The 13515-nt window shown below is 64.0% G+C and carries 14 protein-coding genes and 1 tRNA gene; 11 read left to right on the top strand and 4 right to left on the bottom strand.

All coding sequences use genetic code 11. From position 1 onward, the window contains the following. Positions 1 to 20: 20 nt before the first annotated feature. From J0J10_RS09580 to J0J10_RS09570, 3 genes are all read right to left on the bottom strand, one after another. Positions 21 to 2186 (bottom strand): TRAP transporter permease, encoded by a 2166-nt coding sequence (locus tag J0J10_RS09580; RefSeq protein WP_291646267.1) that lies wholly within the window; start codon positions 2184 to 2186, stop codon positions 21 to 23. A 183-nt stretch (positions 2187 to 2369) separates the two neighbouring features. Continuing rightward, positions 2370 to 3350: a TAXI family TRAP transporter solute-binding subunit gene (locus J0J10_RS09575; RefSeq protein WP_291638951.1), complete on the bottom strand. Its 981-nt coding sequence runs from the start codon at positions 3348 to 3350 to the stop codon at positions 2370 to 2372. Positions 3351 to 3722: 372 nt separating this feature from the next. Then, positions 3723 to 4043 carry a PetM family of cytochrome b6f complex subunit 7 gene (locus J0J10_RS09570; protein ID WP_291646266.1) on the bottom strand — a complete coding sequence of 107 codons (321 nt, stop codon included), beginning with the start codon at positions 4041 to 4043 and terminating at the stop codon, positions 3723 to 3725. 207 nt (positions 4044 to 4250) lie between these two features. On the opposite strand from J0J10_RS09570, the gene J0J10_RS09565 reads away from it, so the two are divergent. Then, positions 4251 to 4340: transfer RNA gene (locus tag J0J10_RS09565), tRNA-Ser, on the top strand. Positions 4341 to 4398: 58 nt separating this feature from the next. On the opposite strand, the gene J0J10_RS09560 is transcribed toward J0J10_RS09565, so the two are convergent. Continuing rightward, positions 4399 to 4983, bottom strand: coding sequence for a hypothetical protein (locus J0J10_RS09560; RefSeq protein WP_291646265.1), 585 nt, complete (start codon positions 4981 to 4983; stop codon positions 4399 to 4401). A gap of 147 nt (positions 4984 to 5130) precedes the next feature. Here J0J10_RS09560 and J0J10_RS09555 point away from each other — a divergent pair, with 147 nt between their 5' ends. The 10 genes from J0J10_RS09555 (at position 5131) to J0J10_RS09510 (ending at position 13513) form a co-directional block, all read left to right on the top strand. Next, entirely contained in the window at positions 5131 to 5952 is an 822-nt protein-coding gene (locus tag J0J10_RS09555) for a hypothetical protein (RefSeq protein ID WP_291646264.1), read from the top strand. Between the two features lie 192 nt (positions 5953 to 6144). Continuing rightward, a complete protein-coding gene (locus tag J0J10_RS09550; RefSeq protein ID WP_291646263.1) occupies positions 6145 to 6372 on the top strand; it encodes a helix-turn-helix transcriptional regulator in 228 nt (75 codons plus the stop codon). Continuing rightward, positions 6369 to 6731: a hypothetical protein gene (locus J0J10_RS09545; protein WP_291646262.1), complete on the top strand. Its 363-nt coding sequence runs from the start codon at positions 6369 to 6371 to the stop codon at positions 6729 to 6731. Before J0J10_RS09550 ends, J0J10_RS09545 begins: the two co-directional genes overlap by 4 nt. A gap of 61 nt (positions 6732 to 6792) precedes the next feature. Beyond that, on the top strand, positions 6793 to 7059 hold the full coding sequence (locus J0J10_RS09540; protein ID WP_291646261.1) for a hypothetical protein: 267 nt from the start codon (positions 6793 to 6795) through the stop codon (positions 7057 to 7059). Next, the gene (locus tag J0J10_RS09535) at positions 7040 to 8299 is read left to right on the top strand and encodes a hypothetical protein (protein WP_291646260.1); all 1260 of its coding nucleotides are present in this window, start codon (positions 7040 to 7042) and stop codon (positions 8297 to 8299) included. The genes J0J10_RS09540 and J0J10_RS09535 overlap by 20 nt, the downstream gene beginning before the upstream one ends. Then, entirely contained in the window at positions 8296 to 9333 is a 1038-nt protein-coding gene (locus J0J10_RS09530) for a hypothetical protein (protein WP_291646259.1), read from the top strand. Before J0J10_RS09535 ends, J0J10_RS09530 begins: the two co-directional genes overlap by 4 nt. A gap of 516 nt (positions 9334 to 9849) precedes the next feature. Continuing rightward, positions 9850 to 10269 carry a MerR family transcriptional regulator gene (locus tag J0J10_RS09525; RefSeq protein WP_291646258.1) on the top strand — a complete coding sequence of 140 codons (420 nt, stop codon included), beginning with the start codon at positions 9850 to 9852 and terminating at the stop codon, positions 10267 to 10269. Next, a complete protein-coding gene (locus J0J10_RS09520) occupies positions 10269 to 11462 on the top strand; it encodes a phage portal protein (protein WP_291646257.1) in 1194 nt (397 codons plus the stop codon). Before J0J10_RS09525 ends, J0J10_RS09520 begins: the two co-directional genes overlap by 1 nt. Further along, positions 11455 to 11913, top strand: coding sequence for a hypothetical protein (locus tag J0J10_RS09515; RefSeq protein WP_291646256.1), 459 nt, complete (start codon positions 11455 to 11457; stop codon positions 11911 to 11913). The genes J0J10_RS09520 and J0J10_RS09515 overlap by 8 nt, the downstream gene beginning before the upstream one ends. Further along, a complete protein-coding gene (locus J0J10_RS09510) occupies positions 11906 to 13513 on the top strand; it encodes a phage major capsid protein (protein ID WP_291646255.1) in 1608 nt (535 codons plus the stop codon). The genes J0J10_RS09515 and J0J10_RS09510 overlap by 8 nt, the downstream gene beginning before the upstream one ends. Positions 13514 to 13515 lie beyond the last annotated feature (2 nt).

The following is a 13515-nucleotide window of genomic DNA, read 5'->3' as shown; positions in this document are numbered from 1 at the left end:
CAAGAACATACCAGGAACTATCAGGCTGGAGCGACCGCCGTCCTGCGCGCCAGCAGCTGCCGCAGCAGCACCGGCGCGGCGATGACGAGACCGGCGCCGACGCTCATCGGCGTCGCCAGGATCATCGGCAAGGCGGCGAGCGCGAGGAGCCAGCGCTCCCATATCGCCAATGGCGCCAGAAGCCAGCCGGCGAATGCGGCCGAAAGCAGCGTGATGCTGGCGAAGCAGGAAGCGGTCGAGCCGATCAGCTCCGTCCAGGTGAAGCCCGGCGCCATGATCAGCATGGAGGGCGAGAACACGAAGACGAAGGGCACCAGCACCTTGCCGAGCGCCAGCCGGAAGGCGGTGTTGCCGGTCTTGAACGGATCGGCGCCGGCCATGCTCGCGCCGGCATAGGCGGCGATCGCCACCGGTGGCGTCACATCGGCGAGCACCCCGTAGTAGAACACGAAGAAATGCGCCACGAGCGGGTTGACCCCGAGCATGCCGAGCGCCGGCGCCGCCACCGTCACCATGATGATGTAGTTCGCCGTGGTCGGCACGCCGCAGCCGAGGAGGATGCAGACCAGGCCGGTCAGCAGCAGCGTGAAGAACAGCGTCGCGCTCTTGATGTCGAAGGGCAGGAACGGCACGAAGCCGAGCAAGCCATTGGCCCATTGATCGGCCAGCGAAGTGACGATCCAGGAGATCTTGAAGCCGACGCCGGTCAGCGTGACCACGCCGACGATGATGCCGACGGTCGCCGCCGCCGCGCCGACGCCGATCGCATATTTGGCGCCGAGCACGAAGGCGTCGACCATATCATTGACGCGCCTGCGGCCCTCTTCCGAGCGCAGCAGCACGCCATGGAACATGACGGCGAAGGCAGCCAGGGTCAGGCCGAGATTGACGCCGGGTACGCGCAGGAACTCGGTCGGCGCCGCCACGCCGATCGCCAGGGCGAAGACGAGCGCGGCACCGGCGCGGTAATGCGCGAGGCCGACCAGCATGCAGCCGGTGATGCCCCAGAAGGCGGCGAGATAGGGGGTGTAGCCGGTGAAGAGCACGACGATCAGGCCGAAGAGCGGCGCCAGCGTCGGCCAGTCGCGGGCGAAGACCTCCCGCAGCTTCGGCGCCTCGGCATCGGTCATGCCGCGCATGCCGTTGCGCCGTGCCTCGAAATGCACCTGCATCAGCACGCCGAAGAAGTGCATGCAGGCGGGAATGATCGCCGCAATGACGATCGTCGCATAGGGCAGGTTGAGGAACTCGACCATCAGGAAGGCGGCCGCGCCCATGATCGGCGGGGTGATCTGCCCGCCCGTCGCCGCAGTCGATTCGACCGCGGCCGCGAAATGCCGCTGATAGCCGAGCCGGATCATCATCGGGATGGTCAGCGAGCCGACCGTGACGGTGTTGGCGACCGAGGAGCCCGAGATCATGCCGAACAGGGCCGAGCCGAAGATCGAGACCTTGGCCGGCCCGCCGGCGAAACGCCCCGCCACCGCCGCCGCGACACCGAGGAAGAGCCGGCCGAGCCCGACCCGCGTCGCCAGTACGCCGAACAGCACGAAATGGAAGACATAGGTGGCGACGACGCCGAGCGCGACGCCATAGACGCCCTGGCTGGTCAGATAGAGATGGTTGACGAGGTTCGACCAGGTCGCGCCCGGATGCAGGAAGATGCCGGGGAACCAGTTGCCGAAGATCGCATAGACGATGGCGAAGAGCGCGATCAGCGGCAGGCCCCAGCCGATCGCCCGGCGCGTCGCCTCGATCATCAGGATAATGGTGATCGAGCCCATGACGACGTCGAGTGTCGAGGGATTGCCGACCCGGAACACCAGGTCCTCGAAGACATAGGGCACATAGAGGCTGGCGACGGCGACCGCGACGGCAAAGAGCCAGTCATAGATCGGCACGCCGCCGGGACGCAGCATGGTCGAAGGGTGAACCGTGCCGGCGTCGCTCTTGCGCCCGGAGAAGACGAGGAAGATCAGGCCGAGCACGAAAGCGAGATGGATGCCGCGATGCGTCGTCTCGCGCATCAGGCCGAAGCCCGCCGTGTAGTAGTGGAAGGCCGAGAGCGCGAGCAGCAACGCGCCGATCAGCAGCGCGGTGCCGTGAGGCACCTTGCGGAACTGCATTTCGGGATCGAGCTCTTCCTCGAGCTTGGCGAGTTCGGCTGCGGAGGGCTGGGTCGTCATCTCTCGTCCTCGGCGTCGCGTCCGGCGGCGGAGCCTGCCAGGTCGGTCTGGAAAAAGCCTCGCCGCCGGAGCGCGGCGAAAGCGCCTCCGGGACCGCCCGGCAGGCAAAAGCGCCTGCCGCTCGATCCCGGAGCATCCTTCGGCCGCGCGCGATGGCGGCGTTGCTGGTCTGGCTAGGCGCGCTTACTTCAGCAGCCCGGCTTCCTTGTAGAACTTCTCGGCACCCGGATGCAGCGGCACGCCCTGCAGGCCGGAAAGCGCGGTCGCCTTCTGGATCGCCTTGCCCTTGGCGTGCCCGGCATCGAGCGCGGCGCGGGTCTTGTCGCTCCAGAGCGCCTTGGTCACGGCGTAGACCGTGTCGGGCGAGATCTTGGCCGAGGTCATCCAGTGGGCGCCGACCGCGACGGTCTTGACCGCGCCGACATCCTTGTAGGTGCCGGCCGGAATCTCGTCCGCGGCGAAGAAGGGCGATTCCTTGGCGAGCTTCTCGGCGGGAGCGCCCGTGATCGGCAGGATGTCGATGCCCGAACCGGTCGAGGCCAACTCGGAGATCGCCGCGGCCGGGTAGCCGCCGGTGAAGAAGAACGCGTCGACCGAGCCGTCCTTCATCTTCTCGGCCGCCTGGTTGGGCTTGAGATATTCGGCCGTGATGTCCTTCTCGGTGACCCCGAAGGCAGCGAGGATCGCCTTGGCGTTGAGCAGCGTGCCGGAGCCCGGCTCGTCGAGCGAGACCTTCTTGCCCTTGAGGTCGGCGACACCCTTCACATTCGCCGCCTTGCGCACGACGAGATGGACGCTCTCCGGATAGAGATTGGCGATCGAACGCAGATCCGCGACCTTCGGCTTGCCCTCGTAGACACCGGTGCCGGAATAGGCCCAGAAGGCGACGTCGGCCTGGACGAAGCCGGATTCGGCCGCGCCACCGACGATGGCGTTAACGTTGGCGACCGAGCCATTGCTCGCGACCGCCGTCGAGACCAGCTGCGGCGGCGCCGAGATCGCGTTCGCGATCAGCCCGCCGATCGGGTAATAGGTGCCGGCCGTGCCGCCCGTGCCGATGCGGAAGAAGGCCGGCGCCTGCGCCAGCGCGACACCGGCGGCCAGCGCGATCGCGCCGAGGCCGAGGCCGATCCCGCCGAGGCGCTTCTTAAGCTTCGAGTTCATAGCAAATCTCCGGTTCAAGCCGCCGACCCTCGGAGAGTTTGCGCCGGGGATCAAGAGGGCCTGAACCGAATTATGTTCGAATTGCGGCACCTCCCGACAGGCCGACATGGTGGGGACCGACGAAAAGCGCCTGATCGAACGGGCCGGATCCCGATTTGCGGGCTGGTAGTAAAGCGCGGACCGCCTTGGTTTTGCTGCACCTTTTTGCTGCACCGGAAGCACCGTATTCCCGGCCGAGGCTAGGCACTGTCGGCAACTCAACGCCAGGCAGGCGCAGGCTCCGCGGTGAAAGCGGCCGGCTGCCGGTGGCGAAACACCCAGTCTGATCTGCGAACGATCACCCCGCAGACCCGCGAGGCGCCGGCGTCGCCCTCACCTTCGTGTGATGATCCCGATCAGCGGCTTGGGCTCGCTGCCGAGCCAGAGCAGCAGGAAGCCGAGCGCGAGCCCGGCGAGAGCCGTCGGCACGAGCAGGACATGCACCAGGACGGGATCCCAGAGCAGCGGATGCAGATTGCGTTCGATTCCCGGCTGCAGCTGGCGGAAACGATCCCCCAGCAGGGCCGCCATCGTTTCGCCGAGCGCAGTGAAGCGCAGCGCGGAATTGGCGATCGAGCGTGCGCCGTCGGTCAGCAGCACAATGAAGCCGCCCGCGACCAGAAGATAGCCGAGAACCCTAACCAGAAAGCGCAAGCCATCCCCCAAATCCCGCCGGCAGCGCCAGCGCAGGCCGGTTTTCGGCCCGGCTGCGCGCCCCTGCTCCGCCACCGCCCGCCGATGCGCTCGATTTGCGCCCGCACCCGCGTCATTGCAACGCCAAACGCGATTTTGCCGCAACCCGCATAATCGTCAGTTTCGGCACTTGAAAGAAGCGGGCCCGGAGGTCATAAGCAGCGCGCCGGACAGGTGGCCGAGTGGTTGAAGGCGCACGCCTGGAAAGTGTGTATACGGGAAACCGTATCGCGGGTTCGAATCCCGCCCTGTCCGCCATTCCGTCAATAAAATCAATAACTTAGACGGAAAATTCAGCTGTAACATAACCAAAAACCTAACTGCGCTCAGGTTCTCCGGCGACGAGTTCTCCGACACATCCGATCGTGATCTGCGTGAATTCGGAGATGAAGGTAAGGTCGGCTATTGGGGGGTGCTTCCCGGCGGGACGCTTGGGCCATGACTCGCCTTCAGCTTCATAGTCCCATCGCTGTGGTTTCTCATCTTGGCGCATTACGTCGATCCGCGCCCTCGCCTTAGGACCGAACAGTGCCACCGTTATTCGGTCGCCCTCCGGCCCGCTGAAGCGCTCGCGCGCCGCAGGGACCGCTTCCAGTAGAGCCGCCAGCGCGTCTCCGAATGTACGACCTCGCTTCTCCTCGCCGGAGAACATCGGCTCATGGGACATCAAGTCGACGTACTCGCGTACGGTCTTGGCGCTGTCCTTAACGTTCCGGCTCGCGGCTACCGCTATCAGCAGGTTCGCGGCGTCCTGATAGGTGACGCGCGACACGCCCCTTCCCCGAAGCGCCGGCGAGCGAAGCCCTTCTTCCGCTAGATTCCGGTCGTGAACGATCACAGTGGCAAGGGGGACACCTGTGTGCTCAGCGACGCTCGCGATCAGTTCCTTTGGCGTTGCCATCTCAGCCGCTCCTTCAAGGGCGCCACCTACCACGAAAATTATTTTTGCACATCACACATTTTATCTCTTGCGCGGATGTCATTAATGTCTTATGTACAAAATACGCGATGACAAACAGGGCGGGGCGCCGCCGAACGGAGCAGGGCAATGAACGCGCATGCACATAAGGGATTCGAGGGCAGCACCACCAGCCAGGACCGGCTGCCCAACAGGCGTTGCCTGATGGAGATCGTCCAGAGCGATACCTTCACACTCCACGGCGACACGGAGATTCGGTTTCAAGCGCAGATCGTCGGCGGCGAGTACGAAGGTCGACTGGTCGACTTCGGGATGACGGTGACGCGCCAATTCGAGGTCGACGAGGAGGGCTACGAGACTGAGACCGAGAGGGGCGAGACGGGCGACCGAGAGTACGCCGCTATTCGTTGGGCGACCGGAGTATTCGACCCTCAGGATACCAGCGACCTCCACGGGAAGCTGTTCGCGGCCAGCGTGGGCTATCGAAACGGCTCATACCGCGTGGATGGTTTCGACCGCCCCCGTGCATATGACGCCCCCGCCCCGAAGCAGACCAAAGCGACCCCGCCCCGTGGACCCGATGGCCGGTTCCTGCCGCGTGGTCACGCTGTGGCGGAAGCGGGCGTTGAGGAGGCCGACCAGCCCGAGAGCGCCGCGAACTCGACCACGCCTTCCGAGCCCGAGGCCGTGCCGTATGAGCGCTGGTCAGAGGCATGGCAGCGCGCCGACCGCTACAACGTCCTCACTCACAACATTTCGATGCTGTGGCGCTTGCTCAGCCCTAAAATCGAGGACGATCTCGGTCGCGCCACTGGCCCGCTAAATGGTCTGCTCAAGGGCGGCGGCGAAGGACTGTATGTGCTCGCCAAGGAGGATGTCGAGGTGCTCGACTACCACCTGCTCAAACTGGGCGAACTGATCGACGACCTCGTTGCGGTGGATGCGAAATGATCCCCCGTCATCCGATGGACCTGTTCCGCAAGCGACTGTTCACCGGCTGCAAGCCGCCGAGACCGGTTCCGCGGCGCATCCGCCGGCGCAAGCTCGAGATCTACGTCTTCTAGCCCCGCCGGGAGAGGGCACCAGTCCTGGCAGATAGCTGCCCTCTCCCCTTCCCCTTCGCAAGCAAAGGAGCACGCCATTATGGCGCAGAGCATGACTGCCGACAACGATAACACCCCCATCCTGATAAGCATAAAAGAGGCCGCGAAGCTGACATCGATGAGCCGACCACTCATCAACATCCTGCGCATCGAGGGCGACTTCCCCCGTGCCGTGCAGTTGTCCGAGCGCCGCATCGCGTTCGTCCGAACCGAGGTGATGGACTGGATCAAGCGACACGTAGCGGCTCGGACGGAGGTGGTGGCGTGAATCCCCCGATCCGAATGCTCGACCTCTTCCAGCAACTCCGCTGGACCTACCCGAACCATGTATTCTGCATCGCCTATACGACGCTGACGGATGTCAGCAACATGCGCGGAAAGCTGACCGGGTTCTTTCCGGTCGACGCACATGCGCTCGGCGAACTGCTGTCGTCGCCCTGGCTCGCCGTACACATGGAGCAGCGCGACACCCTGCTGTTCACGTTCCAGCGCGCCGCCGACTTCAAAGCCTTCGGCAAGAAGTTCCGGAAGTTCGCCCGCGCCGGGTACCGGGTCGTGAAGCCTGAAGAGCTATCGCCGGACGTTCCCCTGTCCGACTTCGCGACCGAAGCCCCCATCGCCGCCTAATGCTCTCAGCCGCGCCTTCGGGCGCGGCTCCTCCCCACATTTCAATCATGGAGACTGCTAGATGCAGATCGTAGACCTATGTCCATTGCACGACCCCGGCGGCTCGACCGCTCGGACGGTCGCGCACTTCGCCGTCAGCTTCCCGAGCATGAAGCTGTCCGGCTTTCGCCTTCGGGCTCGCCCGAACGGCACCTTCATTGTCGCGCCGCCCGCCATCCACGGCCAGCGCATGGCGAATTTCGATGCGGATCTGTTCCGCCAGATCAATGTGGCTGCCGAGGCGGCCTATCAGCAGAGGCTCGATGCCCATGACCGCGCCCAGCGCTGAGAAGACCGCAGAGACCCGTGCGTACTGGACGCACAAGGTCGACTCTTTCCCCGGTCCTGTTGCCCAGTTCCGAATGGCGCAGCTCATCGACCTTGATGATCGGCTGTATGAGAATGCTCGCGTCGTCTATCGCTTCCTGATCGGCTGGTACCACGACGGCCACGGCGACGCGCTCCTCTCTATGCGGCACGTCTCTAAGGTCATGCGTGCCCGCGCGCCGGACGGCGTAGCAGTCCTGTCGCATTCAGTGGTGCAGCGGGCCGTGTCTGCCCTGCTTGATACCGGTTGGGTTGTCCGCACTCACAAGGGGCGTGGCAAGGGCAAGGGCGCGAGCCGGTTCATGCCAGTGCTCAACGTCCTGGAACTCGCCGGCCAAGGCAAATTTCCCGAACCGTCCCATAGTGGCGGTACAGTTGAATGCAGTGCCGAACTGTCCCGCTCTAATGGGACAGTAGTGTCCCGCTCTAATGGGACAGTTGAGCCTGAACTGTCCCGCTCTAATGGTCCCAAGACTCTATTACTGGACCCGGTTATAGAACCGGGAACAGGTAATAGTAATGATGTAGCCGGCCCGCATGCTGCGGGGTGCCTTGCGGCCCCCGCCGCGGCCGGGTTTGAGAAGGTTTGGCTGGCTTACGGCAAGCACGGCAACAAAGCCGCAGCCCGCGCCGAGTTCGCCAAGCTCGCCAACCCCGACGTCGACCACATAGCCGACCGCGCCGCATCATGGGCTGCTTCGGCACGCCCTGGCCAGAAGCGCATGCCCTTGGAAAAATGGCTTGCCGAGGAGAAGTACGACGAGGCCGACCGGCGCGTGGAGCCGAAGCCGGAGCGCACGGCGAAGCCGGCCAAAGCCGCCAACAGCAATCGCCCCGCCAACATCAAGGGCGGCGTGACCAGCCTGCCGAAGGGCGAGCATCTCGTCGAAGTCATTGGATACACCGATGGCGATCCGTGGGCCGCGCAGGCGGCGGTAAAGCTGTCTCTGCGCGCGGAGGAGGCTGCCGCGCCATTCGTGCACGAGTGCTACTTCGCCCATCCTGACGACGATGAAGAAAGCGCAGGGCGAAAGTCTCTGCACACCCTCATTAGCGCGACGGGTGGCTCTTCAGCCAACGACAACAACCCCAATCCGGTCGGGTGTTGGGTTTGGGCTGTCGTCAGCGACGTCGTCTCCTATCGGGCCGCCTTGGCCCCAACGAGCGCCCAAGGCGCCCCCCGGAACGGAGCAACCCCATGACGCCCCTGACGCATCGCGACCAGCCTTTCCGCGCCCCCGCTGATCCCGACGACACCGAGGAGTATCGCCGCATCCTCGAAGACCTGCGTGCCATGGACGCGGCGAACGACGACGAGCCCGACCCACGGCAGGCTCGCAGCAAGAGCCCCCGGCATCGTGTATGGCAGGATGCATGGGCACCGCTGATGGACTGGAAGCGCTTGCTGGAAGCGACCGAGTCCAACCCGGTCGGCAGCAACTGGATGGCGGCGCAAGGAGACCCCGACGGGCCGACAGACGCGGAGCCCGGCAAGCAGAATCTGTTCTCGGAAGAGCAGCTCATTCTAGCGGCGTCGCTGGGCGTGCGCTGGCATCAGGTCGGCGGACGGCTCGTGCCGGCGGACGGGCAGTTGGAATACAGCAAGTCGACGGGGCGGCTGATCCGCTGCGGCGCGCTGATCCTCGCCGACGCAATCGGCCCGGCTAACGATGACGAGCCCCAGCCCAAGGACGACGCCGACCGCGTCGAGATCATCGGCGGGATCAGGCGTCCGACAGCGCCCGACGAAGATGAGGACGAGGACTCCGAAGGTGATCTGGTCGACGAGTTCGATGAGGCCATCAACCCCGATGTCGACCGCGGCCGGCGCAATGGTGATGATGTCCGGGCCGGTGAGATTGTGGGGGTCCTTCACAAGACTCGCCACGAAGGCGTCAAGCTGCGGAAGGCGCCCCGGCACCCCGAAGGGCGTTTTCGTAAGCGCAAGGGCAAGCGCCCTCCGTCAAGCTATATCATCTCCCCGGACGACCGCATCGACTCGCAGGTGCTCATCAGGCGCCTGCTGCCTTACATGTCGGCTGACGCGGTGCGCGTGCTCGACTACGCCCTGCGTGCTGCGAACCTTGCCGAGATCGGAGAGGTGTTCGGCAAGTCGGGAAAGCATGCCGAGCGTGTTGGAAGGCAGAAGCTGACAGACGCCTGCGCTGAATTCGAGATTGCAATCAAGAAGATTGAAGGGTTCGATAACATACGACAGCAATCTCTTGCAGCATAATGTCCCTTTTTTGCAAGTTGTGTCCCTTATAGGTAGAGGCGGATAGTTCTTCTCCGTTCGATCTGCTTCTAACTGCCGCCACCCGGAGTTTCTCAAATTTCGCCGGGTGGCGGACTTGTTTGTGTAGGTTGCTGCCGGCGGTCTCAGGTTGCGACCCTAGAGACTAAAAATCGAAGGACATTTGCCCCGGCAAGGATCGCCAGTGGGAGCGTACACTCTCAAGCTTTCCGAACCGTACGCGCAGATAATTCCGCACGAACACGACTTTCAACTTAAACGCACAATACACGTATCAGACTCCGTCTGCTTCTCGGCGGGAAAGAGCCCGCCGCCCCGGCCACAAGGACCGTGCCGCGCATGGGTGCGAGCTTGCGCTCACTCAAATTGACGTAGCCGACAGCAACCCAAACCTAACGTAGGGGCAGGCAGCCCCCGGAGCGATTAGCCTTTCGTCGGCTATCTGGGCGCGGGCGCGCCTCATTTATTTGACCTCACACCTTCCGCTAGGAACCTTCCATGCCGCCAGTTAACTGGTCGGTGCGCGTATACTCGCGCGCCCAGGCGGCCGAACTGGCCGCCATTCACCCCGGCACGCTCGACGTCCGCATTCATCGTATGCGCGATGCCGACGTGCTGTTCAGCGAGCGCCGCAACAGTCGCCGCGTCTTTAGTGCTCGCGACATCGCGGTGCTACGTACTGCCTATGAGATCGAACGCGCCGGTCGCTCCTGGCTCGACGCCCTCGGCATCGCCTTCAACCATCTGCAAGAGCCCCCCGACGCTGACTCCCTGCTGATCCTGACGCCGACGCCAGTGCGCGATTCCGGCGGCCCCCGTGTTGCCAACGAAGTACCGGCGACCATCGAGCGCACAACCCTGGTCGTCCCCATCGGATCGATAGCCGCGGACATTCTCAATCGTATTGGACATCCATAATGAATTGGCGCTGGCCATTCCAGAAACGCGCCCTCACAGCCGCCGACCTTCCCGAATCCCTGATCTCCGCACCCACCCCCGCAGGTATCCCAGTCAACGCCTCGACGGCGTTGCATTCGCCAACCGTCTTGGGCTGCGTCAGGCTACTTTCGGAGATCGTCGGAACGCTGCCGGTGCATTGCTATCGGAAAGACACCGACGGTTCCCGTGATCGGGCCGACCATGCTGGCGCAGCGGTGCTTGCTCGTCCGAACCCATGGACCGGAGCCGGCGAGCAGCGCACGCGGATGATGGTCGACGCCCTATTGCATGGCGAGGCCTTTGCGAAGGTCATCCGCGTAGGCGGCAAGCCCCGCGAGTTCCACCGGCTGGACCCGTCTGGCGTCACCGTCAAGATCGACGACCGAACGCTCGAGCCGTCGTATCACGTTGCGCAGAAGACCGGCGCACCGATCGTCCTCGGTTGGCGTGACGTGCTTCACGTCCAGACGCCCGGATCGCTCCCCGACAGGCCGCTCAAGCTACTGGACATGGCTCGCGATGCAATCAGCGTCGACCTTGCCATGCAGCGCTACCAGGGCCGCGTCTTCGGTGCGGGTGCCAGGCCCTCGGCCATTCTGAAGGTGCCGGCGAAAACGCCGCCCGAACGCCGGAAGGAAATCAAGGAGTCGTGGGACGAAGCGCATAGCGGCGGACAGGCCGGACGCACCGCCCTCATCGACGACACCATGGACTGGAAGGCCGTCAGCTTCTCCATGGTCGAAAGCGACTTCCTTCAACTACGCAAGCATGCTGCCAGCGAAATCAACCGGACCTTCAAGGTTCCGGAGACGCTCAACGGCAATCTTGACCGCGGCGTGTGGAAAAACGTCGAAGAGCTTACGCAGGTATTCCTTGATTTCGCGCTGACCCCCTGGCTCGACGCTTGGCAGAACGCTTACGAGCGTGTGCTTCTCAAGGTGTCCGAGCGAGGTCAGTACTTCGTTGAATTCAAGATCGACGCCATCGCCAAGGCCAATCTACAGGCCAGATATGCTGCTTACAGGCAGGCCGCCGGCGGCTCGTGGATGACGCCCGACGAAATCAGAAAGCTCGACAACCTGCCTCCGATCGAAGGCGGATCGAAACTTCTGCTGCAGGCGGGCCAAGCGCCCGCCGATCAGCCCTCCCAACCTCAGGAACAGAATGACTGACTATTCCCTCGCGGACAAAGCCGACGCCGTTACTGCCCACTTCGGTGGGCGCGACCTGATCTTCAAACTGGACCGCGACAAAATTCCTTACATTGAGGACCACCTTGGCGAGCCTCTGCAGGTCCGCTGGCGCAAGATTATGGCGGGCACTGCGCGCGTTGCTGAAGTTCAGGAGGTCGTCGAGTTGGCGGCCCCGGCCGGTCTAGGCATCAAACAGCCCAAGGACGACATCGAAGTATTCCGCATCAAGATGGCGAGGATGGGCGGCGCTATCCCGCAGTCCGGCCGCACCCGTACGTGGGTAGGCAAGGTCTTCGCCGAGAACCCACCGGCCCGATACGCCGTCCTCGCGCAGGGTATCATCGCCGCCTGTCTGACCGGAATTCCACCCGGGCCGGCAGCGCACTTCGACGAACGCGAAAAGGCGGACGAGGAACCGGCGGATGACTGACCTCGTCGCGACCGAAATCCAGCGTCGGCACGTTGCTGCACCGCTGGCCCGGGCTGTAGTCGACGCCGAGGCAGGCACCTTCAGCGGATATGCCGCGGTCTTCAACGACCTTGTCCCGTCCTACAACGAGCGCGTCCTCCCGGGCAGTTTCACCCGCACCCTGTCCGAGCGGGCCACCCGGGGCGATGCTCTGGCGATCCTATGGGCTCATGACCCGCGCGAGGTTATCGGCGTTGCGACGTCGCTCGTCGAAGACAGCTACGGCCTGAAAGTAGAAGGTCGGCTGATCCTAGATATCGCGCGAGCCCGCGATGCCCACACCCTCATTCGCGAAGGCATCAACTCCCTCTCGATCGGCTTCTACCCGGTCAAATGGGACCGCAATGCCAAGGGTGAATACCTGATCGAAGACGCAGAGCTTGTTGAGTTCTCCGTCGTCTATGCCGGCGCGTCTCCTCGCGCCAAGATTACTTCAATTCGTTCCTTAGAGGTTTCTATGCCCAACACGAATACCGACACCGCCGAACTCGAGACCCGCGTCGCCGACCTTCAGTCTCGTATTGATGAGCTTGAGGTCCGCGACCAGCGTGGCGGCGCCGGCGCTACCGCCGATGCTACTGCTGACACTGAACGCCGCGCGCTCGCCAGCTTCATCCGCACCGGCGAAGACACTGAAATCCGTGCCGCCTCCTCGGACAACGACACGGCCGGCGGCTTCTTCATTCTGCCCACCGTCGACTCCACCATCCGGAACCTGCTCGCGGATGTCAGCCCGATCCGCTCGCTCGCCGAGGTCGTGACGATCGGCGGCAACACCTACGAAAGGTTCTACAGCACCGGAAATCGTGGTGCTCAGTGGGTTGGCGAGAAGTCGGCCCGCCCGCAGGACACGGCCCGCCCTGAACTCATCAAGCATTCTTACGGCGTCGCCGAAATGTACGCCGCGCCCGCTACCACCCGCCACCTCGCTGAGGACGCCTCGTTCGACGTCGCTGGCTGGTTCCAGACTTGGGTAGCCAATGACTTCGCTCTGACCGAAGGTGACGCGTTCTGGAATGGCGACGGCATTGACGGCAAGCCCAAGGGCCTCCTGACCTATCCGATTGTCGCCGACGCCGACGCTACCCGCGCGTGGGGCTCGACGCAGTATGTCCCTGCCGGGCATGCCAGCGCCCCCGATGACGACACGCTCGCGAAGGCGCTGGTCAAGCTCGTCCTGACGCTGCACCCGCGCTTCCGCGGCAATGCCCGCATGCTCGTCAACAGCGCGACCTATATCCGCTTCCGGCAGTTGCAGGACACCGCCAAGCGCTTCCTCTGGGCCGCGACTGGCAACCTTGTCGAGGATGCCGAGAATGGCTCCATCCTCGGATATCCGGTTGTGATCGATGACCATCTGCAGGACATCGGCGCGAACAACATCATCGCTGCCTTCGGCGACTTCGGGCAGGCCTATGTCGTGGTCGACCGCCACGGTTTGCGGGTTGAACGCGACGCTGTGACCACCAAGGGCGCGATTCTGTACGACACTTATTCCCGTGTCGGCGGCGGCCTGGGCGACAGCCGAGCCGTCAAGTTCCTCAAGGTCTCCGCGACCTAATC

The sequence above is a fragment of the Allobosea sp. genome (genome assembly GCF_017308075.1).
GTDB lineage: Bacteria > Pseudomonadota > Alphaproteobacteria > Rhizobiales > Beijerinckiaceae > Allobosea.
Note: the sequence above shows the minus strand (reverse complement) of the source record. Positions and strands in the feature narration are given on the sequence as shown.

Coding starts and splice junctions, on each gene's coding strand:
- J0J10_RS09530 (WP_291646259.1), top strand. CDS start 8,296: ATGACGCCCCTGACGCATCGCGACCAGCCTTTCCGCGCCCCCGCTGAT.
- J0J10_RS09515 (WP_291646256.1), top strand. CDS start 11,455: ATGACTGACTATTCCCTCGCGGACAAAGCCGACGCCGTTACTGCCCAC.
- J0J10_RS09535 (WP_291646260.1), top strand. CDS start 7,040: ATGACCGCGCCCAGCGCTGAGAAGACCGCAGAGACCCGTGCGTACTGG.
- J0J10_RS09550 (WP_291646263.1), top strand. CDS start 6,145: ATGGCGCAGAGCATGACTGCCGACAACGATAACACCCCCATCCTGATA.
- J0J10_RS09520 (WP_291646257.1), top strand. CDS start 10,269: ATGAATTGGCGCTGGCCATTCCAGAAACGCGCCCTCACAGCCGCCGAC.
- J0J10_RS09540 (WP_291646261.1), top strand. CDS start 6,793: ATGCAGATCGTAGACCTATGTCCATTGCACGACCCCGGCGGCTCGACC.
- J0J10_RS09525 (WP_291646258.1), top strand. CDS start 9,850: ATGCCGCCAGTTAACTGGTCGGTGCGCGTATACTCGCGCGCCCAGGCG.
- J0J10_RS09575 (WP_291638951.1), bottom strand. CDS start 3,350: ATGAACTCGAAGCTTAAGAAGCGCCTCGGCGGGATCGGCCTCGGCCTC.
- J0J10_RS09580 (WP_291646267.1), bottom strand. CDS start 2,186: ATGACGACCCAGCCCTCCGCAGCCGAACTCGCCAAGCTCGAGGAAGAG.
- J0J10_RS09560 (WP_291646265.1), bottom strand. CDS start 4,983: ATGGCAACGCCAAAGGAACTGATCGCGAGCGTCGCTGAGCACACAGGT.
- J0J10_RS09510 (WP_291646255.1), top strand. CDS start 11,906: ATGACTGACCTCGTCGCGACCGAAATCCAGCGTCGGCACGTTGCTGCA.
- J0J10_RS09555 (WP_291646264.1), top strand. CDS start 5,131: ATGAACGCGCATGCACATAAGGGATTCGAGGGCAGCACCACCAGCCAG.